This is a genomic window from Candidatus Sulfidibacterium hydrothermale (genome assembly GCF_020149915.1).
GTDB lineage: Bacteria > Bacteroidota > Bacteroidia > Bacteroidales > F082 > Sulfidibacterium > Sulfidibacterium hydrothermale.
In genome coordinates, this window is record NZ_CP083760.1 from 3,148,681 (window position 1) to 3,172,955 (window position 24,275).

Annotated in this window: 17 protein-coding genes; 9 read left to right on the forward strand and 8 right to left on the reverse strand. The window is 42.9% G+C overall.

Annotated features, from left to right (window positions below):
• The first annotated feature begins 249 nt into the window (after positions 1–249).
• From ileS to LA303_RS12910, 3 genes are all read left to right on the forward strand, one after another.
• Positions 250–3,681, forward strand: coding sequence for an isoleucine--tRNA ligase (gene ileS / locus LA303_RS12900; RefSeq protein WP_240525791.1), 3,432 nt, complete (start codon positions 250–252; stop codon positions 3,679–3,681).
• 65 nt (positions 3,682–3,746) lie between these two features.
• Entirely contained in the window at positions 3,747–4,160 is a 414-nt protein-coding gene (locus tag LA303_RS12905; protein WP_240525792.1) for a TraR/DksA family transcriptional regulator, read from the forward strand.
• A gap of 22 nt (positions 4,161–4,182) precedes the next feature.
• Positions 4,183–4,797, forward strand: a complete 615-nt coding sequence (locus tag LA303_RS12910) for a lipoprotein signal peptidase (protein WP_240525793.1) — start codon at positions 4,183–4,185, stop codon at positions 4,795–4,797.
• 866 nt (positions 4,798–5,663) lie between these two features.
• Here LA303_RS12910 and atpG read toward each other — a convergent pair.
• The 7 genes from atpG to atpB all read right to left on the reverse strand — a co-directional run bounded on the left by atpG (position 5,664) and on the right by atpB (position 11,939).
• Positions 5,664–6,554 carry an ATP synthase F1 subunit gamma gene (gene atpG, locus LA303_RS12915; RefSeq protein WP_240525794.1) on the reverse strand — a complete coding sequence of 297 codons (891 nt, stop codon included), beginning with the start codon at positions 6,552–6,554 and terminating at the stop codon, positions 5,664–5,666.
• A gap of 20 nt (positions 6,555–6,574) precedes the next feature.
• On the reverse strand, positions 6,575–8,158 hold the full coding sequence (gene atpA, locus LA303_RS12920; protein WP_240525795.1) for a F0F1 ATP synthase subunit alpha: 1,584 nt from the start codon (positions 8,156–8,158) through the stop codon (positions 6,575–6,577).
• Between the two features lie 34 nt (positions 8,159–8,192).
• Positions 8,193–8,738: an ATP synthase F1 subunit delta gene (gene atpH / locus LA303_RS12925; RefSeq protein WP_240525796.1), complete on the reverse strand. Its 546-nt coding sequence runs from the start codon at positions 8,736–8,738 to the stop codon at positions 8,193–8,195.
• Between the two features lie 12 nt (positions 8,739–8,750).
• The gene (atpF, locus tag LA303_RS12930; protein ID WP_240525797.1) at positions 8,751–9,245 is read right to left on the reverse strand and encodes a F0F1 ATP synthase subunit B; all 495 of its coding nucleotides are present in this window, start codon (positions 9,243–9,245) and stop codon (positions 8,751–8,753) included.
• A gap of 18 nt (positions 9,246–9,263) precedes the next feature.
• On the reverse strand, positions 9,264–10,349 hold the full coding sequence (locus LA303_RS12935) for an IS4 family transposase (protein ID WP_240524782.1): 1,086 nt from the start codon (positions 10,347–10,349) through the stop codon (positions 9,264–9,266).
• Positions 10,350–10,532: 183 nt separating this feature from the next.
• The gene (gene atpE / locus LA303_RS12940) at positions 10,533–10,793 is read right to left on the reverse strand and encodes an ATP synthase F0 subunit C (RefSeq protein ID WP_240525798.1); all 261 of its coding nucleotides are present in this window, start codon (positions 10,791–10,793) and stop codon (positions 10,533–10,535) included.
• 36 nt (positions 10,794–10,829) lie between these two features.
• Positions 10,830–11,939 carry a F0F1 ATP synthase subunit A gene (gene atpB / locus LA303_RS12945; RefSeq protein ID WP_240525799.1) on the reverse strand — a complete coding sequence of 370 codons (1,110 nt, stop codon included), beginning with the start codon at positions 11,937–11,939 and terminating at the stop codon, positions 10,830–10,832.
• A 224-nt stretch (positions 11,940–12,163) separates the two neighbouring features.
• Between atpB and LA303_RS12950 the strand changes: the two genes are divergently transcribed.
• The 3 genes from LA303_RS12950 (at position 12,164) to LA303_RS12960 (ending at position 19,868) form a co-directional block, all read left to right on the forward strand.
• Entirely contained in the window at positions 12,164–12,670 is a 507-nt protein-coding gene (locus LA303_RS12950; RefSeq protein ID WP_240525800.1) for a nuclear transport factor 2 family protein, read from the forward strand.
• 161 nt (positions 12,671–12,831) lie between these two features.
• A complete protein-coding gene (locus tag LA303_RS12955; protein ID WP_240525801.1) occupies positions 12,832–18,816 on the forward strand; it encodes an alpha-2-macroglobulin family protein in 5,985 nt (1,994 codons plus the stop codon).
• Positions 18,817–18,947: 131 nt separating this feature from the next.
• Positions 18,948–19,868, forward strand: a complete 921-nt coding sequence (locus LA303_RS12960) for a hypothetical protein (RefSeq protein ID WP_240525802.1) — start codon at positions 18,948–18,950, stop codon at positions 19,866–19,868.
• A gap of 63 nt (positions 19,869–19,931) precedes the next feature.
• Here the strand turns inward: LA303_RS12960 and LA303_RS12965 are convergent, their stop codons facing one another.
• The gene (locus LA303_RS12965; RefSeq protein WP_240525803.1) at positions 19,932–20,933 is read right to left on the reverse strand and encodes an ornithine carbamoyltransferase; all 1,002 of its coding nucleotides are present in this window, start codon (positions 20,931–20,933) and stop codon (positions 19,932–19,934) included.
• A 372-nt stretch (positions 20,934–21,305) separates the two neighbouring features.
• Between LA303_RS12965 and LA303_RS12970 the strand changes: the two genes are divergently transcribed.
• The 3 genes from LA303_RS12970 to LA303_RS12980 are packed head-to-tail and all read left to right on the forward strand — an operon-like array spanning position 21,306 to position 24,186.
• Positions 21,306–21,920, forward strand: coding sequence for a TetR/AcrR family transcriptional regulator (locus tag LA303_RS12970; protein ID WP_240525804.1), 615 nt, complete (start codon positions 21,306–21,308; stop codon positions 21,918–21,920).
• Positions 21,921–21,937: 17 nt separating this feature from the next.
• A complete protein-coding gene (locus LA303_RS12975) occupies positions 21,938–23,224 on the forward strand; it encodes a TolC family protein (RefSeq protein WP_240525805.1) in 1,287 nt (428 codons plus the stop codon).
• A gap of 44 nt (positions 23,225–23,268) precedes the next feature.
• Positions 23,269–24,186 carry an HlyD family secretion protein gene (locus tag LA303_RS12980; protein ID WP_240525806.1) on the forward strand — a complete coding sequence of 306 codons (918 nt, stop codon included), beginning with the start codon at positions 23,269–23,271 and terminating at the stop codon, positions 24,184–24,186.
• The last annotated feature ends 89 nt before the right edge of the window (positions 24,187–24,275 follow it).

Consider the following 24,275-nt stretch of genomic DNA (forward strand, 5'->3'; position numbering starts at 1 on the left):
GGTTTGAAAACAACAACACAAAATTAACGCCAAAAACGGCATGATATTGAATCTAACAAATTGGTTTTAAGATTATTTAACGTACTACCGGAAATGGCATCCGAAACCCATCATTTCATCCGGAAAAAATGACAGAAAAGAAAGATATATCTCCGGAAGAATCACATTTTTAGGTATTCTGTACAAGGTGCGGCGAAATTTTCTAATTTTGCAGCCAATTTTTTGAAGAACACGATAAAACCGGTTTCCATGGGAAAAAAATATCAGGAATATAAACAGTTAAACCTGACGCAAATTGGCGATGAAGTCAGAAAGTTTTGGGAGAAAGACAAAATCTTTGAAAAAAGCCTGAAAAACCGCGAAGGCAATACCCCTTTTGTTTTTTACGAAGGCCCGCCGTCAGCTAACGGAAAACCGGGCATTCACCACGTAATGGCGCGTACCATCAAAGATTTGTTTTGCCGCTACCAAACCCAAAAGGGAAAATATGTAGAACGCAAAGCCGGCTGGGATACCCATGGCCTGCCGGTGGAAATTAGCGTGGAAAAAACACTCGGCATTACCAAAGAAGATATCGGCAAGAAAATCAGCGTGGAAGAATACAACAACGCCTGCCGTAAAGAAGTGCTCAAATACAAGGACATGTGGGACGACCTGACCAAAAAAATCGGTTACTGGGTCGATCTGGAACATCCTTACATCACTTTCGACAACAAGTACATCGAAACGGTGTGGTACCTGCTGAAGCAGCTTTACGACAAAGGATTGTTGTACAAAGGATACACCATTCAGCCTTATTCGCCGGCTGCCGGTACCGGACTGAGTACCCACGAGCTGAACCAGCCGGGTTGCTACCGCGATGTATCCGACACCACCGCCGTGGCACAGTTTAAGGTGATTCGCGACGACCGTTCGGAATTTTTATTTGAAGACACCGATACAGACGTTTATTTCCTTGCCTGGACCACTACTCCGTGGACACTGCCGTCCAACACGGCGCTGGCTGTTGGCCCGGATATCCGTTATCTGAAAGTAAAAACATTTAATCCGTACACCGGCATTCCCGAAACGGTAATACTGGCCGAAGACCGGTTGGACGCCTATTTTAAACCCAAAGATAAAGACCTTGCCTTTGAAGATTATAAACCGGGCGACAAACACATTCCGTACAAAGTTATCGGTCAATATTCGGGCAAGCAACTCACGGGTATCCGTTACGAGCAGCTCTTTCCGTGGGTGAAACCCATGGGAAAAGCCTTCGAAGTCATTACCGGCGATTTTGTTACCACCGAAGACGGTACCGGCATTGTACACATTGCACCCACTTTTGGGGCCGACGACGACCGCGTAGCCAAAGAAGCCGGCATTGCCCCGTTGATTTTGATCGATAAAAACGGCGAAAAACGCCCGATGGTGGACCTGAAAGGCCGTTTTTATACGTTGGACATGCTGGACGAAGATTTTGTAAAAGAGTATGTTAACGCCGACCTGTACAACGAGTACGCCGGACGTTATGTAAAAAATGCTTACGACGAAACACTCAGCGATAAAGACGGCAGCCTGGATATCGACCTGGCTGTCAGCCTGAAAAAAGAAAACAAAGTTTTCCGTATCGAAAAACACGTCCACAACTATCCGCACTGCTGGCGTACCGATAAACCGGTTTTGTATTATCCGCTGGATTCGTGGTTTGTAAAAACCACCGCTTTGAAAGACCGGATGATTGCCCTGAACAAAACCATTAACTGGAAACCGAAAGCCACCGGCGAAGGCCGTTTTGGCAACTGGCTCGAAAATCTGGTGGACTGGAACCTGTCGCGGTCACGTTTCTGGGGCGTGCCGTTGCCGGTATGGACTACCGAAGACCGTACCGAACAAAAATGTCTGGGTTCGGCAGCCGAGCTGAAAGCCGAAGTGGAAAAAGCCGTTGCCGCCGGCGTGATGAAAGAAAATCCGCTGAAAGACTTCAATCCGGATGACATGAGCGACGAAAACTACCGCACGTTCGATTTTCACCGTCCGTATGTGGATAACATTGTGCTGGTTTCCGACAGCGGTAAAAAAATGTACCGCGAACCGTCGCTTATCGATGTATGGTTCGATTCGGGTTCCATGCCGTATGCCCAGTTGCATTATCCTTTTGAAAATAAAGAAACTTTCAAAAACAATTTCCCGGCCGATTTTATCGCCGAAGGCGTAGACCAAACCCGCGGATGGTTTTTCACCCTGCATGCCATCGCCACCATGCTTTTCGATTCGGTAGCTTATAAAACCGTGGTTTCCAACGGGCTGGTGCTCGACAAAAACGGAAACAAAATGTCGAAACGACTCGGCAATGCTGTAGATCCGTTTGAAACCATCGAAAAATACAGTTCCGATGCTACCCGCTGGTACATGATTACCAATTCGCAACCGTGGGATAACCTGCGTTTTGACCTGAACGGAGTGGACGAAGTGCGCCGTAAATTTTTCGGGACACTGCACAACACCTATGCTTTCTTTGCTTTGTATGCCAACATCGACGGGTTTACTTACAGCGAAGAGGAAATACCGGTTGAAAAACGTACCGAACTCGACCGCTGGATTCTTTCCGAGCTGAACTCTCTCATTAAAACCGTGGACGAAGCGTACGGAAATTACGAACCTACCCGTGCCGGCCGTGCCATCCAGTATTTTGTAAACGAACATTTAAGCAACTGGTATGTACGTCTTTCGCGCAGAAGATTTTGGAAAGGAAGCTATTCGGAAGATAAAATTCAGGCTTATCAAACGTTGTACCGCTGCCTGGAAGTCGTTGCCCAGCTTATGGCACCCGTGGCTCCGTTTTATGCCGACCGGCTTTTTAAAGACCTGAACGATGTAACCGGCAGGATAAAAGCCGAATCGGTACACCTGACAGACTTCCCCGAAGCCGACGAAAGTCAGATTGACAAACTGTTGGAAGAAAGAATGGAAATTGCGCAGAAAATTTCTTCCATGATTCTTTCGCTTCGCAAAAAAACCAACATCCGGGTACGTCAACCACTGAACAAAGTACTGATTCCGGTGTTGGACAAACATTTTCAGGAGCAGGTACAGGCTGTAGAAAACCTTATCCTTTCGGAAACCAACATCAAGCACATTGAATACATCACCGGTGATTCGGAAGTGTTGGTGAAGAAAATAAAACCCAATTTTAAAACACTGGGACCGAAATATGGCAAAATGATGAAACAACTTGCCGGTGCGATTATGCAGCTGGGACAACCCGACATCAGGAAACTGGAAAACGGGGAAACGTTACAACTGGAAATAAACGGTCAGCCGGTAGAAATCACCCGCGAAGATGTGGAAATCTCCACGCAGGATATTCCCGGCTGGAGTGTAGCTTCGCTGGACAACCTGACCGTGGCCTTGGATATCACCATCACCGACGACCTGAAAAAAGAGGGGTTGGCCCGTGAACTGGTAAATCGCGTTCAAAATCTGCGAAAAGAAAAAGGACTGGAAGTCACCGACCGGATTACATTACAAATTGAAAAATCGGAAACAACCGATGAGGCTTTTGAGTCGTTTAAAGATTATATTTGCACCGAAACTTTGGCCGACCTTACTTTCGTCGAAAATTCTCAGAATAATGGTTTTGAAGAAGTTGAACTAACCGACGGGATTACTGCCAAAATTAACATTGAGAAAAAATAATAACAACGAAGAAAATTCGTATTTTTAAAACGGTTTTTAAACCATAACATTAAAAAACTGAGGCCATGAAAGAAGAGAAGAAAACTGAAGAAAAATTAAGGTACTCTCCCGAAGAGCTGGAAGAGTTCAAGCAGATTATTCTGGAAAAACTGGAAAAGGCGCGTGCTGACCTCAAACTACTTAAAGAAGCATACACCAACGACAGTGGTTCGGACACTAATGATACCTCTCCTACTTTTAAAGTGCTGGAAGAAGGTCAACAGGTATTGTCAAAAGAAGAAAACAGCCGGCTGGCTGCTCGCCAGGAACGGTTTATCAACAACCTGGAAAATGCACTGATCCGTATCAAAAACGGAACCTACGGCATCTGCCGCGAAACCGGCAAACTCATCTCCAAAGAGCGCCTGCGTGCCGTTCCGCATGCTACCCTGAGTATTGAAGCAAAAACGAAAATGAGAAAAAACAACATTAACGATTAAACGACCTTTTTAATTCCGTGTTTTGAAAAAATCGGTACTGGTTATTCTGACGGTTCTTGTCCTCGACCAGGCATTGAAGTTTTATATCAAACTTACTATGCCCATTGGCGGAAATGTACCGGTAATTGATCATTGGTTTTATCTTTTCTTTACGGAGAATAACGGAATGGCTTTTGGCATGCAACTGGCCGGAAGCTGGGGAAAACTGGCATTGAGTATTTTCCGGCTGCTCGCCATTGGAGGCATCGGTTTTTTTCTGTATTTACTCATAAAAAACAAGAAAAAAACAGGACTTATTCTTAGCATGTCGCTCATTTTTGCCGGAGCTATTGGAAATATCATCGACAGTGCTTTTTACGGCCTCATTTTTTCTCAAAGCACTTTTCATTCTGTAGCTACCCTGGTACCGTTTGGTCATGGTTACGCCGGATTTTTACACGGAAAAGTTGTGGACATGCTTTATTTTCCGCTGATAGACATTCCGCGTTCACAAGCCCCCTCCTGGTTGCCCGGATTTCTATTTGGTCCGGAAAATCATTTTATTTTTTTCCGTCCGATTTTCAACATTGCCGATGCTTCCATCACCATTGGCGTTTTTTGGCTATTGCTTTTCCACCGGAAAAGTCTTCGAATCTGATCTCCAGCCAAAGAAAAACCGAATTTTGGTGGCTTAAATAACATTTTCTCTCTTTTTCAGGGTGGCTTTTCGTGCTGTCCGTTTTAGTCCCGGCGCCATAAGCCGTGTTTCGCTCCCGCGGCATACGAGCTCCCTGCGGTCGCTGTCTGCCGCCTGCCTGCCCGACTGCGTAGCGAGGCGGGGCTTCACATCGGCTTCTGTCGCCGGGCGCTGCCACTCCCATCACGGCCACAGAGGAGATCCCAAAAGACAAAAAACAAATCGCAAACGAAATCTCAAAAAGCAAAAAAGCAAATTCCAAAAAATCAACTTTTTTTGTCCTTCTGAACGAAGTGAAGAATCTATTTTACTCCTTCATCGTTTGAGTATCCGCTCGAACGATAATTTCCCGATCTTGTCCGCGTCTATGTCTCCACTTTTCAAGTCCTGTCCGACTTGAAAAGAGACGTCCTTCACATTTTAAGTACTTCAAGTGCCTAAAGTGGGAAATCCCAAAAAGCAAAAAACCAAATCACAAAAAATCAACTTCTTTTGTCCTTCTGAGCGTAGCGAAGAATCTATTTTAACCACTGCCCGTTTTTTGAGATCCTTCACCACGCTGCGCTCCGTTCAGGATAGCAATGGAAATATGAGTAAAACACAGAAAATCAACAGTTCACCATTCACCATTCACTATTCACCAATCACCATTCATCACTCAACATTTATCGTTCATCCTTCCCAATGACCAATGACTTTTTCCATCACTAAGGCACACCAAGCACATCACGAAGAAAAAAAGCGGTAATGCAAATAGGGCAGGCAAAAAGAAAAAGCCCTGCTTTTAACAAACAAGGCTTCTGTCTTTAAAGAAATTGCGGAACTTTTTATCCTTTTAACGCTTCGGCAGCACCGGCAATTTCTAATATTTCGTTGGTAATCGAAGCCTGACGGGCTTTGTTATACGTCAGTTTCAGGTCTTTCAACAGCGCAGTGGCGTTGTCGGTAGCCTGATGCATCGCCGTCATCCGGGCACCGTGTTCAGCGGCAAAGCTGTCAAGAAGCGCTTTGTAAAACTGTACTTTCAGCGTTTTAGGAATCAATGCATTGATAATTTCCTCTTTTCCCGGTTCAAAAATATAATCGGCTTGTTTGTGATTCTTCTCGCCGGACTCATCCGGTTTTGATTCCTGTACCGGCAAAAACTGTTCTGTCTGGAGAATCTGCACCGCTGCATTTTTAAATTGATTATACACCAATACAATGCGATCATATTCTCCGTCTGCAAACTGCTGCATCATTTTTTCTGCCAGCGGAACAGCCTTTTCAAAATTCAGCTGATCAAATATTGCCGTTTCTATTTCTTTAACGGTAAAGCCTCTGGCCTTTAAAGTATCGGCTCCTTTTTTACCGATACAAAAAATGTCAAGCTTTCCGTTTTTTGTTTGTGATGTATAGGTTGTCCGGGTTAACTGAATGACCTCTTTCACCACATTGGCATTGAAAGCACCGCAAAGTCCGCGATTGGAAGTAATGGCTACCAAAAGCACCTTTTCAGGCTCACGATCCGTGGTAAAAATGTTTTCGTTGGAGCCTTCAAGACTGGCGCTCAAATCCTGCATAATTTCCTGTAACTTGGCAGCATAAGGGCGCATGGTCGTCACGGCATTTTGTGCTTTACGCAATTTGGCAGCAGCTACCATTTTCATGGCACTGGTAATCTGCATGGTCGATTGCACCGAGGTAATTCGGGTCCGGATTTCCTTTAAATTCGCCATAGCGCTTGTTGTCGTTTAGTTTACTTTTTATAACGTCCGGTGATATCGGCCGCCACTTTTTTCATGGTTTCGATGGCTTTATCCGTCAGTTTTCCTTCTTTCAGTTCTGCCAGCACATCGCTGTGTTTATCCCGCATTACAGCAAGATAGTTCTCTTCAAAGTCATGTACTTTCTCGATGGGAACATCACGAAGCAGGTTATTGGTTCCGCAGAAAAGAATAGCAATCTGCTCTTCTACTTTCATGGGCGAATACTGATGCTGTTTCAGTATTTCCACATTACGGCGTCCTTTTTCAAGCACATTCAGCGTAGCGGCATCCAGGTCAGAACCAAACTTGGAGAAAGCTTCCAGTTCGCGGAACTGGGCCTGGTCAAGTTTCAGTGTTCCGGCTACTTTTTTCATGGATTTAATCTGTGCCGAACCTCCTACACGCGATACGGAAATTCCCACATTAATAGCCGGACGGATTCCGGAGTTAAACAATGCAGTTTCCAGGAAGATCTGTCCGTCGGTAATAGAAATCACATTGGTCGGGATGTAAGCCGATACGTCGCCGGCCTGGGTTTCAATAATCGGCAAAGCCGTTAGTGAACCACCCCCTTTTACCATGTGTTTGATACTTTCGGGAATGTTATTCATTTTCTGCGCAATCTCATCAGAATCGATGATTTTGGCCGCACGCTCAAGCAGGCGGGAGTGAAGATAAAACACATCGCCGGGGTAAGCTTCACGTCCCGGAGGACGACGCAGCAACAAGGACACTTCGCGGTAAGCCACCGCCTGTTTCGAAAGGTCGTCGTAAACGATCAGTGCCGGACGGCCGGTATCGCGGAAAAATTCACCGATAGCAGCACCGGCAAAAGGAGCATAGAACTGCATGGCAGCCGGGTCAGAAGCGGTAGCCGAAACAATCACGGTATAAGCCATGGCACCGTGGTCTTCAAGCGTTTTTTGTATTTGTGCCACCGTCGAACCTTTTTGTCCCGAAGCCACATAAATACAAAATACCGGTTCTCCTTTTTCGTAAAACTCTTTCTGGTTAATGATCGTATCAATAGCAATGGCTGTTTTTCCGGTCTGACGGTCGCCGATAATCAGCTCACGCTGACCACGGCCAATAGGAATCATGGCGTCAATGGCTTTAATACCGGTTTGCAGCGGCTCATTTACCGGCTGACGAAATACCACGCCCGGCGCTTTGCGTTCGAGCGGCATTTCATACAACTCTCCTTCAATGGGACCTTTTCCATCGATGGGTTCACCAATGGTATTGATCACGCGCCCCAGCAAACCTTCGCCTACTTTTATGGAAGCAATTCGGCCGGTACGTTTTACTTTATCGCCTTCGTTGATATCTTCGGCTTCGCCAAGCAAAACCACGCCGACATTATCTTCTTCAAGATTTTGTACCAGACCGAGAAGGCCATTTTTTTCAAACTCAACCAGCTCGCCCTGTTCAGCATTGGAGAGACCGTAAACACGGGCAATTCCATCACCGATCATAAGTACGGTACCTATTTCTTCGAGTGTGGCTTCCGATTCAAAGCCTGCCAGTTCTTTTCGCAGTATGGCTGATACTTCAGCCGGTTTGATGTCTGCCATAATTTTCGTTTTATCTTTTGTAATTAATATTCGTTTATTTTAATTGTTCCGCATAACTTTTACGCAATTTGCGCAGTTGAGTCGCCACGCTGGCATCATATTGATAATCACCAAGCCGGGCTACAAAACCACCGATCAAATCCGCATCAGTTTTATCGGACAATTCTATTTTTTTATCGGTAATTGATTTTAATTTTTCAATCACCTGTTTTCTTATTTTCTCATCTGCTCCCGTAGCCGTAATCAGCTCTGCTTTCACAATATTTTTGTAATCAAGGTAAATTTCCTCAAAAGCAACGCAAATGGCATCGAGATACACTTCACGTCTTTTGCGAATCAGCAAATCGAAAAACCGAAGAGTAAGTTTGGAAATATTTTTTTCAAAAAGACGGTAAAGAATCTTCACCTTTTTCTCATCCTGCAAAACCGGATTGGACATCACACGCCGCAATTCACGATTTTCACCCAACACCCTGCCCACCAAGCGCATATCTTCGGCTATTTTTTCTTCCGTTTTATTTTCAAGGGCAAGGCCGAAAAGGGCCTGAGCGTATCTTTTTGCTAACAAATTGACTCTCATAACACCGTCGGGTTAATTTAAATGAGTTTCTTCGAGAAGTTTTTCGATATAAGCTTTTTGTCTGGCTTTGTCTTTAAGTTCTTCCCTAAGAATTTTTTCTGCAATCTCGATGGAATATTCAGCCACCGTTGATTTGATCTCGCGCAAAGCTGCTGTTTTTTCGTTATTGATCTTTTCTTTAGCATTTTCCACAATGCCAGCAGCTTCTTTTTCGGCTTTTTCTTTGGCTTCGCTGATAATTTTATCTTTCATTTTACGGGCCTCGGCAAGAATTTCGTCACGCTCTTCCATAGCTTCTTTGAGCATTTTTTCGTTGTCCATTTTCAGCCGCTTCATTTGTTCCTGCGCTTCTTTAGCCGCATCAAGCGCTTCCTGAATGCTTTGCTCACGCTCTTTCAATCCTTTCAGAATAGCCGGCCAGGCAAACTTGCCAAGAATAAACAAAACCATCAAAAAGGCCACCGTCATCCAAAAGACAAGGCCGATTCCGGGATTAATCAGTTGCATAGTTTATATTTTTTGTTTCTAAGTACATGACAAAAATTGGAAGATATTGAACTCAGGAGTATAACTATCATTAAGAAAGCATTTTGTAATAAAGTCGAGACCTGTTTTAAAGATTGTTTTTGCTTTTCTACCGTGTTTTTTAATTTTAATCGGTTTGATATTTTGATGGATATGAATACCCACTTTGTAAACCCAGACAAAAGCAACCATAATCAACAAGACGAGTTTTTCAATTCTTTTGATATCTGAAAGGTGTGTTTTTTCAATATCGAAACCGCTTGATTTCATGGCTTTAAAGGTCATTTCTATTTGCCATCGTTGTTTATAGTAATCATCAGCCTTTTCCGGTTTGGTAAATGATACCAGAATTAGATATTCTCCGTTATGTAATTTGCTTCCGGACAAATAGCACAACTGTCCGTTTACTTCTACAATGTTGGGGTAATATACAAACTCATTTATCCTGAATGCATTGAATAACCAAAATGCCTTAATGGTTTTATTCTTTCTGGGAACAAAAACTTTAAAATTATTTCTGATACGAATATAATAGTGCAGGTTATTATTGTTAAGATACTTAAGCCATTTTTCACCAACAAATTCCCGGTCTGCAACAATACATTCTATCGTACCTTTTCCAAAAAGGTTGATGTATCGTTCAATCAGGTTTATCCTTTCCTGCGAATTGGAATTACCCCGTTTTTTTAACATACTGAACAATAATGGAAAGGCTACTCCCTGATACACTATGCCAAGCATAAAGATGTTTATGTCTGTTTTGCCAAACTTCCAATTGGTTCTGTCAATAGAAAGTGTTAATCGTTCTTTGTGGGGCAATAAACTGAAAATTAATTTTGCGATTAAATCAGAATCAAGAGAATAGGATGAGATAAATCGTTGGATACGGCGCAAGGAAGAACTTTCTTCTGCCTGAGTATCAAATCCCCTTGCCAGGCTCTCAAAATGAACAGTCCTTACTTTTGTTAAAGCAATAATGAATAATGATATGAATTTTATCCGGGCTAAATTCAGCCTGCCTTCAAAATGTTCCTTTAAAACTGAAACTAAATGACTATCTTTACTGCTGACATTGGTATTCTTCATCTGACAAATACTTGGTAAATATTCGTCTAAGATACTGAATACCAATGTTTTATCCAAACTTTTTAAGGGTTATTTTGCTGATTATCAGTGATTTATTTTTTGTCATGTACTAAGTTTTTGTTTGTTTTCGATAAAAGCATCCCGGACCAGGCCGGGATGCGGTAAGTTACTTTTGTTTGTTCCTTAAACAAAAAGGATTAACAAACAAACTACAATAGCACCGAAGGCAACCCCTTCGATAAGTGCTGCAGACACAATCATGTTGGAGCGGATGTCACCAACAGCCTCAGGCTGACGGGCAATAGCTTCCACGGCACCACGACCAATTTGTCCGATACCGATACCGGCTCCTACAGCAGCAATTCCTGCACCAAGTCCGGCTCCCATTTTTGCATAAGGAACGAGACTGGCTACAGCTTCCATTAAAACAGTTAATAAATGCATAATTTATAGAATTAGTAATAAAAAAATAGTTTCATATTAATGATGTTCAGGCACTTCCGTTGCCATTCCAAAATAAAGTGCCGAAAGCAGCACAAACACATACGCCTGAATGAAAGCCACCAACACTTCGAGCAAGTCGAGGAAAATGGCAAATGCCATGGAAAATACCGATACCCCATAACCCAATCCGACAGCAATTTTTCCAAAAATAAAAATCAGGCTGATAAATCCGGCCAGTACAATATGTCCGGAAACCATATTGGCAAAAAGACGGACAGCCAGCACAAAGGGTTTGGTAAAAATACCCAACACCTCCACAAACGGCATCAACGGAACCGGAATTTTCAGCCACCACGGCACACCGGGCGTATTAAAAATATCGGTCCAGTAATGTTTATTCCCGCTGACCGTCGTAATAACAAAAGTAAAAAAGGCCATGACGCCCGTAACCGCAATATTACCGGTTACGTTAGCGCCTCCCGGAAAAATGGGGAAAATCCCGAACAGGTTACTGAACAGGATAAAAAAGAACAACGTCATCAGATACGGCAAATACCGTTCGTATTTTTCTTCACCAATAGAGGCTTTGGCCACATCATCCCGGATAAAGAGAATCAAAGGTTCAAGCAGCGACTGTAATCCTTTCGGCGCCTGATTTTTCCGTTTTTTGTACGCTTTGGCCACCGAAAGAAAGATCAAAACAACAATCAAAGCATTAATAAAAATGGCCAGAATGGTTTTGGTGATCGAGAGATCCCACTGCGGTAAAACCTCCACCCCGTTTACTTTATGAACCACTTTTCCGATGTTGGTTCCGTCTTCGGCAATATAGTATCCTTTGTAATGTCCGTTTCCGTGATACAGATGTTTGGAAGAAAAAACAATCCAATGTCCGTTGTCATAAAGAATCACCGGAAGATAAATGGCTACCGGATGATCTTTGTAGGTCCATAAATGCCACTCATACGAATCAACCACATGCTCCATGATCATGTCGCCGATATCCATCTCTTCGTTTTTAACCGAAGATTCTTTTTTTGCAGCAGCTACTTCCTTTGCTCTTAAAGAACCATTAGGCACAAGCAAAATGAACAGAAAAAACAAAAGAAAGGTAACTATCTGGGTGGCAGGTATTTTTCTTATCATAATAACCAAAGGTATTCGTGAAATATCTTGTGTGCAATTTTACAAAAAAAGGCTGTAATATAAAAGGTTTTCATAATTAATTTAAATAAGGAAAACGCCAGGGTTGTTAAATACTGATTTAAAACGTATTACACCCAACGAAACCCCGGTTGCCATTTTCCCTTTTTATTCTGCAGAATTTTTTGTATTTTGAGGGCAGGAATCATTCACTAAAAAATAAAGCCATGAAACGTATTTTTATTTTGCTGGCAGGTGTATTCTTTTTATTTACAGCCTGTAAACAAACCGGCACATCCCACAAACCTACCGTGGAAGAAAGCAAAAAAGCAGTGGCCAACGTTTTGGAAAAATATGTCATTGCCAACGAAAACCAGGATTTTCCCATGATTGAACAAATCTGGGCCTCCGACAGCGATATTATTTTATTCGGAACCAATTCGGAAGAAAAGCTCATGGGTTGGCAAAACATCAAAAAGGCCATTCAAAACCAGTTCAAAGCCATCAGCGAAACGTATATTTCGCCACAACAACAGTACATCAAAATTGGCCCCTGCCAGAAAACAGCCTGGTTTGCCGAGATTTTGAATTACAATTTCGTTTACCAGGGAAAAGCCCGCAGTTTTGAAGGACTACGCTTTACCGGCGTACTCGAAAAACGAAAGGGTGTCTGGAAGATCGTACAGGCCCATCTTTCCATTCCGGGACACGTCAACCTGCGAACCGTTCATTAATCCGGACAGAAAAATACGATGAACTTTTTTGACCGTACAGAAACCGTTTCCGGCCGGTTTTCATCGTTTCATTTTCATGTCTTTCTGTTTCCTTTTTGTTTTTCTTTGTTATCGGCACTATATTTGTTGCCATTGAAATATCCTCACTAAATTTCATTTTCATGAAAAAACAACGGATTGTTTTGGCCGGCCTTGCCCTGCTGATGCTGCTTGCTTCGTGGCAATCAGCCCCGCAAAAAGAACATTATGATAAACTTTGGAAGAAAGTAAATCAATATACTGCCAAAGATATGCCGCGTTCGGCACTTAAAACGGTACAGTTGATTTACCAACAAGCCAAAACCGACGGCAAAACTGATGAAGTGATCAAAAGCTTATTATACCGTATCCGGTTACAAAGTATGTTTCAGGAAAATTACCGGTTACAAAGCATCCGTTTGTTTCAACAGGAACTGAAAACCGCCGGCCCCGTAGAAAAGCAATTGTTAAGCTCGCTTCTTGCACAGCTTTATCAAAATTACTTTGATGAAAACCGGTATAAAATACTGGACCAGCAAACCAAAGCGCTGCCATCAGACACGGCTTTTCAGACCTGGGATGCCCAACAATGGAACCAAAACATCGCTGCTTTATATTTGGCTTCCGTACAAAACCGGGAAAAACTAACCCGGATCCCGTTAAAAAAGTTTTCGGTTCTACTAAAAGATACCGACAGCCTTAGCTACACGTTTTGGCCCACGCTATATGATCTTCTGGCCTACCGGGCCATTCATTACTTCTCTTCAGGAGACGCAGATTATCTTTTTCCGGAAAAAGCAACGCCGGCCGACACTTTGTGGCTGGCCCCGGTTTCCTCCTTTTTAAACATCCGCTTTGCGTCTGAAGCCCCATCAAACCAGACAAAAATTCTGACTTTATTTCAACATCTTCTTGCGTTACATCAAACCCGTCAGGATACCGCAGCCCTGGTAGATGTTGATCTCCGGCGATTACATTACGTCATGCAACAACTCCCCGCCGACCGGCAAACGCTGCAGGCTTACCGCCACTCGTTGGAAAAATTACAACAAAAATACAGCAGTCACCCGGTTTCTGTGCGTATTGCATCCGAGCTGGCTCAGGTTTATGTCGAATTAGACAATAATACCCGATCAACAAAAATCAACTATCTGAAAAAAGCAGACAGCCTTTGTCGCACGGTTTTAAAACAGTTTCCAAAAGCACTTTTTGCTCCCCGGTGCCAAAACCAAATAACCGCACTCCATCAGGCTGACTTTTCTTTCCAGATGCAACAGGCTCTGCTCCCCAACAAACCCTTTCTCATCAAAATCACCGAAAAAAATATTTCCCGGTTATACTGGAAAATGGTCCGCATTCCTTTTGAAAATCAAAAGGACCTTTTTTCACCGGCATCCCGAAAAGAACTCAAAAAATACGTTGCTTTGAATCCCGTAAAGGCGGGAACACAGGCGCTTCCTTTCCCCAACGACCTGCATTCTCATTCAGCCCAAACGGCTTTACCGGCTTTACCGGCCGGTTCGTATGTTTTATTTCTGACCAACGATTCCGCCTTTTCAAAAAAAAGCACCATCATTTACCAACATTTTCAGGTAACACGAATGGCTTTGCTCTCCCATGCGGATAAAACCGCCCGGACATTCGGTATTTTTGTTTTAGACCGGAACACCGGATTTCCGATCTCCGGCACACAGGTAAAAGCTTTTGCCCGCTATTTCGATTATCAGCAACGAAAACAACAAATTGTTTCGTTAGGAAAATTCACGGCTGACGAAAATGGTTTTTTGGAAGTTCCTGTTAAAAAGAACTCCCACTTTAACGGGTATATTTTTCAGGCAGTAAAGGGAAAAGACACTACGGTAATCAACACTTTTGCATCCTTTTACGGCAATCTCTACGAACAAAAACCTTTTGAAAAAACCTATATTTTCACAGACAGGGCCGTATATCGCCCGGGACAAACCGTCTATTTCAAAGCCATCTTAACCCGGCAAAAAGGAAACGACATTCATGTGGTAGCAGGAAAAAAGATTACCATACGCCTTATGAGCCCGCAGTTCAAAAAACTGGATCATCTTACGCTTGTCACGGACAGCAGCGGTTCGGTTTCCGGATCATTTATTTTGCCGGATGAAGCACTTAACGGCCGGTTTCTCTTAATGACTTCAAACGGATCAAAAGGCTTCTTAATGGAAAATTATAAGCGTCCCACTTTTTATATTGCCTTTGACACCCTGAAAAAAGCGTTTGCCTTGAATCAGGAAATAACCCTAAAAGGAAAAGTGGGCTACTATTTTGGCGGCAAAGCCGACAGCCTGCCGGTAAAATATACGGTAACGCGTGAAATTTACTATCCCCTTTGGGATTTCGGAATTCCACGCGAATCCATCAAAACCCCGATCCAATCCGGGAAAATATATACCGATACAAATGGTCATTTTCTTGTTACTTTTCGTGCTTTGGCCGACCCGTCTGTACCGGCAAACCGTTTTCCGGTTTACCGGTTTGTATTACGAACAGAGGTAACGGATGCCAGTGGAGAAACCCATGTAGCTACCCGCGACATCCGTTTATCGAAACGTGCCGTTTTGTTGTTGGTAAACATTCCGCAAAGCATTATCAGAGAAAACATGAACGGAATAGAAATGGATGCCCGGAACCTTTCCGGGAACCCGGTTCCGGCAAAACTCCACGTCCGGTTATACCGGCTTACGCCTCCACACCGGTATATTTTACCCCCACTCTGGAGTCCGGCTGATACCACTTTGTTAACAAAAGATCAATTCTTAAAGTTATTTCCGCATTCCACTTTCGGACAGGAAAACAACAAAAGCAAATGGCCCAAAACATTGATCACGGCCATGGACATTCAAATCAACGGAAAAACACTGGTTTTACCCGGCGTTATAAGCCACTTAAAACCCGGAGAATATAAAGTAACAGCCCAAGTGACCGGCGAACCGTCAACACCGGTTACAAAATTCTTTACGGTTTTTTCGCTCCGGTCAAAAAAACTACCGATCAAAGCCGTTTTCATGCATCTGTTTTCTGCCGAAACCGCACATCCCGGCGATATCGTAGAATGTATTACCGGAACCGCTTCTGGTAAAATGCACCTTTTGTATGAAGTACTTAACGGGAAACAAGTTGTTCAACGTCAATGGCTTTCATTAGGCAAAAAACCGGTGAAAATAAATATCCCGGTAGAAAAGGCGTACAGAGGAAACTTTTTTGTACGGCTTACCGCCATCCGGCATAACTATTTCTTTTCACAGACACAAACAATCCATGTGCCTTTTATCGATAAGAAGCTTCAATTATCGATAGAAACCTCTCGTAATTATTTAAAACCGGGAGGAAAAGAACAGTGGACATTAAAGGTAGATCAGTTGTCGGGATTACCGCAGCCGGCTTTTGTACTGGCCGGCATGTACGATGCTTCGCTGGACATTTATGCGTCCAATTCATGGAAGTTTTTCCCTTATTTCCAGAAAAACCCGGGGACCGGCTGGCGTTCGTACCGGTTCTACACTTCCCGGTCCAGGATATTATCCGTGAAAAACACAAAATATTTACCCGAGATCCGCATAACCCGGCCCCGCATTAATTGGTTCGGTTATCCCATTTCGGGTTTTTATACCCGTCGCGGACCACTTTTTTATGCAACCGCTCCGGTAGCTCTTTCCAAAGCAGCGCCAGTAACCGAACAGGCATTAACAGAAAAAGAAGCCCCGCCGGCGAAAAACACGCGATCCGATACACAAAATTTACCTCAGGAACATTCGGACAAGCAGCCGGTGTTACGGACCAATTTCCGGGAAACTGCTTTCTTTTATCCTGATTTAAGGACGGATAAAAATGGAAATGTCACTTTCCATTTTACACTTCCCGATGTATTAACCCGTTGGAAATTTATGGCTTTGGCTTACACCAAAGACATGAAAATCGGCACCATAACCCGGGAGTTTGAAGCCCGGAAACCGCTTTCGGTTCTTCCTCATCTTCCCCGGTTTATACGGCAGGGCGACCAATTGCTTTTTACGGCACGGGTTTCCAACTTATCAGACAAAAACCGTTCTGTATCAGTAAATATCAGCTTCTTTGATGCTTCTACCGGAAAGAAAATCAACCTTTTCCTTACCCGGCAAACCACAGAACGTCACCTTACCCTCCAGGCCGGAAAAAACGGAACCGTTTCCTGGATGATCCGGATTCCGGAAAATCTTCATTTTCTGGAATATCACATCCAAGCTGTTTCGGGCAAAGATGCTGACGGAGAACAACGCATGATTCCGGTACTGTCGAACCGGCAACTGATTACCGAAAGCCTGCCGCTGTTTGTTCCCGGAAATCAACAAAAGCAATTTACTTTTACTCATCTGGTTCAGGATACTTCGGCTTCGTTACAAAACTTCCGTTACACCCTTACTTTCACATCTCATCCGGCCTGGTATGCCATCCAGGCTCTTCCCGCACTGGAAGATCAGAAAACAGAAAGTGTCGAAAATATTTTTTACCGTTTTTACGCGCAAACCCTGGCTGCCAAGCTATTACAAACCTATCCGCGCATCCGGCAGGTTTTTCAGCAATGGAAACAAAAAAGCCCGGAAGCTTTCCTGTCAGAACTGGAAAAAGACCAATCCCTTAAAAATGTGGTTTTACAAGCCTCGCCATGGCTTTTGGAGGCCCAAAATGAAACCGAACAGAAACGGCGAATTGCGCTCTTTTTCGATCTGAACCAAATGCAGCACAAACAACAATCGGCTTTAAACCGGTTACAGGCTGCACAACTGCCTTCCGGGGGCTGGTCGTGGTTTCCGGGGATGCCGGCTGACTGCTCTGTCACAGAAAACATCCTTTCCGGACTGGCCGATTTAATCCGGATGAAAGCCATCGACATAGACCAGCATCCGGAAATAAAAATGTTGATGAACAAAGGCATCGGTTATCTCGATCGTGAGATGCAAAAAGAATATGAACAAATCAAAAAACAAAATCCGAAAACCCTCCATAAAAATCATCTGACCGACAGCCGGATTCGTTATTGTTACCTCCGCACGGAATGGCTAACGGAAAAGCCGGTGGGAAATAAAAATCAAAGTGCTTTTCACTATTTCTGCGGGCAGATAAAACAATACTGGCCCCAGCTGAACAACAATCAGCAGGCTTTAGCGGCCATGGTACTCAACCGGCTGGGCTGGCGCTATGAAGCCGAAGCCGTTATCCGCGCCTTAAATGAAAAGTCGCTTTTAAACGCCCAACACGGAATGTACTGGCGTAACGACTCTCCTTACACGAATAACTCGATTTCCACCGAAGTCAATATTTTAAAAGCTTTTATGGAAGTGATGCACGACACTCGCGCTGTGGAAAAAATGAAAACCTGGCTGGTTCTGCAAAAGCAGGCAACCTGCTGGCCGGGAACAAAAGCAACTGCTGATGCCGTTTACGCTTTACTGATGAACGGAACACCGCTGCTTTCAGAAACCCAACCGGTAAAAGTTACAATGGGCAACGGCGAACAACTTCCCGAAGCCGGCCAAAACAAACAAGCCGGAACCGGATATTTTACCCGGATCTGGAACGGAAAAGAAATCACTCCTTCTTTGGCAAAAATTACGGTTCAGAATCCAAACCGGGGAATGGTTTATGGCGCTGCCTATTGGCAATATTTTGAAAACCTGAACAAAATAGAAAAACATTCCGGCCAGGTTTCTATTGAAAAAACACTTTTTAAGGAGGTGAAAACAACCGACGGCCGGACATGGAAAGCACTGTCTCCGGAGGAAAACCTTCAGTTGGGCGACCGGATAATGGTTCGCTTGCTGATACATTCTAACCGCTCTGTGGATTTTGTGGACGTTCAGGACATGCGCGCTGCAGCTTTAGAACCCGAAACCCTGCTTTCATCATACAAAAGTCAGGGCGGATTATACTATTACGAAGATATTAAAGATGCAACAACTCATTTTTACATCCGGCACCTTCCCAAAGGAACTTTTGTGTTGGAATATCCTTTACTCGTAACCCAAAAAGGAACCTTCTCCGATGGGGTTGCCCGCATCCAAAGTTTGTATCTTCCTTCGTTTGCTGCTCATTCTTCCGGACACAAAATAATTGTCCGGTAAAAAACGTTGTTTTCCTGAGAGGAGATAAACTTTTGAATTCATTCTAAATGTATAGATAACAAATTAAAAATGTGCTTTTTCTATCGATTTTCCTTATAATGTATTAGCTTTGCAAAAAAATTCAAATTGTCATGGAAGAACAAACCAATATTCAGAAAAACAACGGAAAAAAATCGACCGGAATGCTTATTCTCATTGCCGTTCTTGCGGTAGTGGTAATTGGCGTAATTATCTGGGGTGTGGGCGCCGTAAAAGAAGCCCATCAGGAAAAAATACTTAAGGAAAAACAACGCACCGAATTTGAGGCCCAGTTGGATTCGTTGATGGCAATCCACAATAAAATTAAAGTGGAATATGGGCAGCTTTCTGATTCTCTTGCCATGAAAGACAGCATTATTCAGGCCCGGGCAAGGGAAATCAAAAAAATGATGAACTACAAATGGGAATACTATAAAATCAAAAAGAAACTGCGGGCTTTACAAAAAATTGCACAGGGCTATGTGATGCAAATGGACTCCTTATACACGGTCAATCATGCATTAACCAAAGAAAACCATCAAATCAAGGAGGTACTGCAACAGGAAAAACAAAAAAATGCCCAGCTTCAGAGCGAGAAACAACAGTTAAAACAGAAAGTTGAACAAGCCAGTATATTGCATACTTATAACTTTGAAGTAACAGCGGTTCACGTTACCGGAGCCGGACGCGAGAGAAAAACCGATAAAGTACGGCGCGTCAGCAAAATCAAGGTTTGCTTTACCGTTGCTTCCAACGCGGTAGCTCTTCCCGGAAACCGTACCATTTATGTTCGTATTGCCCGTCCGGACAAAAAAATCCTGGTAATCAGCGACAGCGAAAAATATTCGTTTATGTTTAACGGAAAAAGATTACAGTACTCCGCTAAAAAGACCATCAATTACCAGAACAAAGCCATGGACGTTTGCCTGTCATGGCCCCGTCGTTCCACACAGGAGCTAAAACCCGGGCTGTACCATGTCGATGTTTTTGAAGGAAACTATACCATTGGCCAGGCTACTTTAAAATTGAGATAAGAAACATAGCACCATAAAAAAAGCCTGCCGTTTGGCAGGCTTTTTTTATGAGCGCAACGGAGATCAGGCACCCAACGTAGCCACCATAATGGCTTTGATAGTGTGCAGCCGGTTTTCAGCTTCATCAAAAACCACCGAATGTTCCGATTCAAAAACATCATCGGTTACTTCCATGGCTTCAACGCCAAATTTTTCATAAATTTCTTTTCCTATAACCGTATCGGTATTATGGAATGACGGCAAACAATGTAAAAACTTCACTTTAGGATTTCCTGTTTTTTCGATCATAGAAGCATTTACCTGATAAGGCATCATCAGTTTAATCCGTTCAGCCCAGGCTTCGTCCGGCTCTCCCATGGAAACCCAAACATCGGTATACAGGAAGTCAACCCCTTTTACGCCTTCGTCCACATTTTCGGTCAGCGTAATAGTGGCTCCGGTTTCTTTGGCAATTTCCCGACAGGTTTTCACCAAATCGTCATCAGGCCAGAAGGCTTTGGGAGCTACCGCACGAAAATCCATTCCCATTTTTGCAGCACCCACCATCAGCGAATTACCCATATTGTTGCGGGCATCGCCACAAAAAGCAAAAGCTACCTGATGCAACGGTTTGTCCGAATGTTCCATCATGGTCAGAAAATCGGCCATCACCTGGGTAGGATGAAACTCATTGGTAAGCCCGTTCCAAACCGGTACGCCGGCATATTTTCCCAACTCTTCCACAATTTCCTGTCCGAAACCACGATATTCTATTCCGTCGTACATCCGGCCAAGAACGCGGGCCGTATCTTTCATGGTTTCTTTTTTCCCCATTTGCGAACCGGTAGGTCCCAAATAGGTCACATTAGCTCCCTGATCGTAAGCGGCGGTTTCAAAAGCACAACGGGTACGGGTAGAAGCTTTTTCAAAGATCAAGGCAATGTTTTTCCCTTTCAGTTTTTGTTGTTCGGTGCCGGCATATTTAGCCTTTTTTAAATCAGCGGCCAGATCCAGCAAAAATTTCATCTCCTTGGGAGAAAAATCCAGAAGTTTCAGAAAATTCCGGTTTCTCAAATTGAAAGCCATAATATTTTGTTTTAAAATGTTTTATAAAAAGTACCTTTACTTGTTCTATGGCACAAAAATACGGAATTTAACAGGACTTGAATACTTTTTCCGAAGGAACCTTTACAGAAAATTTTTCCGGCTTTTTTATTGACCACTTGGTATGGTTTTCCAACATTTCAGATGCTTTTACAACCTTTTTCCTGCAACTTCCAGGATAAAAATCCGAAGCTTTTTATACCGATGTGCGCCAAAAAACCGCGCCACAAAAAATATAAAACACTAGTAACAAGGCCATTAAAAATATTTAAAGTTTTTTAAGAAAAAAAGACGTGTTCATAACAAAATTTATTCTACTTTTGACCGCTTGATTAAACTATCTGGTTAAACCATATGGAAAAAACAGCAATAAAGTTAAATACAGAAGAGCAGATCCTGGACGCTGCCCGAAAAGTCTTTATTAAAAAAGGACTATCCGGTGCACGTATGCAGGAAATTGCCGACGAAGCCCAGATCAACAAGGCGCTTCTGCATTACTATTTCCGAAGCAAAGAGAAATTGTTCGGACAAATCTTTGACAAAGCACTAAATGACGTATTTGACGTAATCAATCGCTGCATTTACGAAGATGGCGACATCTTTGTTTTTATCGAGACTTTTGTAAAGCAATATCTTACACTGATCAAAAAAAATCCTTTTATCCCCAACTTTATTTTTAATGAAATCACCACCCATCCTGAACGCATGAAACATCTCAGCATGCAGTTTAAGATCAATGTTCCTGCATTCAGAATCATGGTGGAAAGAAATATCAAACAAAAAAAGATCATGCCGGTTACGCCGGAACATTTTATGATCGATCTGTTGGGGCTATGTGTTTTTCCGTATGTAAGCCGGCCGTTAATCGAAGAAATCTTTTTTAAAGAGCAACAAGATAAAATTGAAAATTTTTTAGAAGGACGTAAACAACATATTACTTTTTTTATGAAAAAAGCATTGCAGGCATAAAATTAAATATTCAAAAAATGAAAAAATTCACATTGTATATCCTTATTGTTTTGCTTTATCCGGTAGTGTTGAATGCACAAAATTCCACTACGCCGGAAAAAGTATCGTTGCAATATTGTATTCAACAGGCCATAAAGAACTTCCCTGTACAGAAACAATTGCAACTTAACCAAAGCAAATACAAACTGGAGCAGGAAAACACCAAAAAGAATTACCTGCCCACACTTGATTTAAACGGAATGGCATCATACCAGTCGGATGTAACCAAGGTTCCGTTACCGCCGACACTCGGATTTTCCATTCCCGAAATCAGTAAAGACTGGTATAAAGTTAATCTCGACCTGGAACAGTTTATCTGGGATGGCGGCATGACAAAAAACCAAAAGGTATTGCAAACTGCCGACTACAAGATTGCTGATCAGCAGGTCAAGGTAAAAACTTTCACCCTGAAAAAGCAGGTAGACATTCTATATTTCAATATTTTGTTTTCGCAAACCAGTCTGGACGCTTTGCACGTACTCATCAAAGATCTGGATGCCCGGATTAAAGATGCCGAAACAGCTATGCAAAACGGAACCCTGTTGCCGGCCGATGTGGACGCACTGAAAGTGAACAAAAAACTGGCACAACAACAAATTATTGAAAAAAGCGAAGAACAAAAAGGGCTGATTGGCTCACTAAATCAGCTCACCGGACTAAATATCCAGTCGGCCAAGCAGTTAATCGTTCCAAAAGCAAATATCACGTCCTATACTTTTGTGAACAACCGTCCGGAATACAAACTGCTGGAACTGCAGAAAAACAAAATTTCGGCTTTGGAAAAAATGTCCACCGTAAAACGGATGCCCAAAATCAAACTGTTCGGACAAGCCGGATACGGACGCCCTGGATATGACATGTTAGATGATGATTTTAAAACATATTACAAAGTCGGGGTTTCCTTACACTGGAATATCTTTGACTGGAACCGGGTGAAAAACGAAAAACAAATTCTCACCATCCAGTCAGACATCATCAAAACCGAACAGGAAAACTTCAACCAAAGTCTGCGTGCCGAGCTGAAAAAACAGCTGGCCAGCATTCAAAAGGTGGAAAAACTTATTCAAACCGACAAAGACATTTTGCAATTGCAAAAGAATGTGGTGGCAGCAGCAAACAACAAGTTAAAAAATGGTACCATCACAGCCACCACTTATCTGATTGAATTAAACAAAGAGATCAAGGCCCAACTTACCATGGAGGCCCATAAAATACAATTAGAATTTGCCAAGTATCAATACTTAACCACACTTGGAAATTTATAAGTCAAACAAAATTAACGGAATATAAACAATTTTAAAATAAAAAAATGAAAATTACAAGAAAATTGACATGGTTTGTTCTGGCAGGAATCGCACTTACTTTTCTCTCTTCCTGCTCTAACCAAAACGACCTGGCCGATGGTTACGGTAATTTTGATGCCCATGCAGAAGTTATTGTTTCGTCGCAAACCATGGGCGAATTGCAACGGTTCAATGTAGAAGAAGGTACCCATTTGAAAGCCGGAGAAGTTGTTGGCTTGGTAGATACCACCCAGCTTCACCTGAAAAAAATGGTACTCGAAACCCAAAAGAAAGCAGTAGCATCCAAACTGGAAAACATCAATGCTTCTATTGCCGTTCAACAACAAAAACTCAAAATTAACGAAACCAATCAACGGCGTATCCAAAACCTGTTCCGCCACAATGCGGCTACACAAAAACAACTGGATGATATCAATGGGCTGGTGGAACTGAACAAAAAAGAAATCAAAGCCACCCAAACCCAAAAGAAAAACATCTATACCCAGTTAAAAAGTATTGATGCGCAGATAGCTGAAATAAACGAAAGCATCCAGCAAAGCCTGATCACCAACCCGGTTGACGGAACCGTTTTGGTAAAATATGCTCAAAAAGGAGAACTGGCCGTTCCCGGAAAAGCACTTTACAAGATTGCCAATTTAAAAACCCTTGAACTCAGGGCTTATATCAGCGGCAGTCAGCTAAGCCATATTAAAATCGGACAAAAAGTCCACGTGTACTACGACAAAAACAAAAAAGACAACTACGAAACCGAAGGAACGGTTATGTGGATTTCATCGCAAGCCGAATTTACCCCCAAAACTATTCAAACCAAACAAGAAAGGGTAAATCTGGTATATGCCGTAAAAATCAAAGTTTCCAATGCCAACGGAGCACTAAAAATCGGGATGCCCGGAGAGTTTAGGGTAACACCACCCAAAAAGTAAAAGGGCGAAAAAGGGGTTATTTCAAATAAATCATTACTTTTATGCAGTGAATCACAAGATTCGGAAACAAAAAAGATTATTTATTCATT

What these genes read in the sequence shown, in the direction of transcription:
- ileS (WP_240525791.1), top strand. Translation starts at nt 250, where the DNA reads ATGGGAAAAAAATATCAGGAATATAAACAGTTAAACCTGACGCAAATT.
- LA303_RS12905 (WP_240525792.1), top strand. Translation starts at nt 3,747, where the DNA reads ATGAAAGAAGAGAAGAAAACTGAAGAAAAATTAAGGTACTCTCCCGAA.
- atpG (WP_240525794.1), bottom strand. Translation starts at nt 6,554, where the DNA reads ATGGCGAATTTAAAGGAAATCCGGACCCGAATTACCTCGGTGCAATCG.
- atpA (WP_240525795.1), bottom strand. Translation starts at nt 8,158, where the DNA reads ATGGCAGACATCAAACCGGCTGAAGTATCAGCCATACTGCGAAAAGAA.
- atpH (WP_240525796.1), bottom strand. Translation starts at nt 8,738, where the DNA reads ATGAGAGTCAATTTGTTAGCAAAAAGATACGCTCAGGCCCTTTTCGGC.
- atpF (WP_240525797.1), bottom strand. Translation starts at nt 9,245, where the DNA reads ATGCAACTGATTAATCCCGGAATCGGCCTTGTCTTTTGGATGACGGTG.
- LA303_RS12935 (WP_240524782.1), bottom strand. Translation starts at nt 10,349, where the DNA reads ATGAAGAATACCAATGTCAGCAGTAAAGATAGTCATTTAGTTTCAGTT.
- atpE (WP_240525798.1), bottom strand. Translation starts at nt 10,793, where the DNA reads ATGCATTTATTAACTGTTTTAATGGAAGCTGTAGCCAGTCTCGTTCCT.
- atpB (WP_240525799.1), bottom strand. Translation starts at nt 11,939, where the DNA reads ATGATAAGAAAAATACCTGCCACCCAGATAGTTACCTTTCTTTTGTTT.
- LA303_RS12950 (WP_240525800.1), top strand. Translation starts at nt 12,164, where the DNA reads ATGAAACGTATTTTTATTTTGCTGGCAGGTGTATTCTTTTTATTTACA.
- LA303_RS12955 (WP_240525801.1), top strand. Translation starts at nt 12,832, where the DNA reads ATGAAAAAACAACGGATTGTTTTGGCCGGCCTTGCCCTGCTGATGCTG.
- LA303_RS12960 (WP_240525802.1), top strand. Translation starts at nt 18,948, where the DNA reads ATGGAAGAACAAACCAATATTCAGAAAAACAACGGAAAAAAATCGACC.
- LA303_RS12965 (WP_240525803.1), bottom strand. Translation starts at nt 20,933, where the DNA reads ATGGCTTTCAATTTGAGAAACCGGAATTTTCTGAAACTTCTGGATTTT.
- LA303_RS12970 (WP_240525804.1), top strand. Translation starts at nt 21,306, where the DNA reads ATGGAAAAAACAGCAATAAAGTTAAATACAGAAGAGCAGATCCTGGAC.
- LA303_RS12975 (WP_240525805.1), top strand. Translation starts at nt 21,938, where the DNA reads ATGAAAAAATTCACATTGTATATCCTTATTGTTTTGCTTTATCCGGTA.
- LA303_RS12980 (WP_240525806.1), top strand. Translation starts at nt 23,269, where the DNA reads ATGAAAATTACAAGAAAATTGACATGGTTTGTTCTGGCAGGAATCGCA.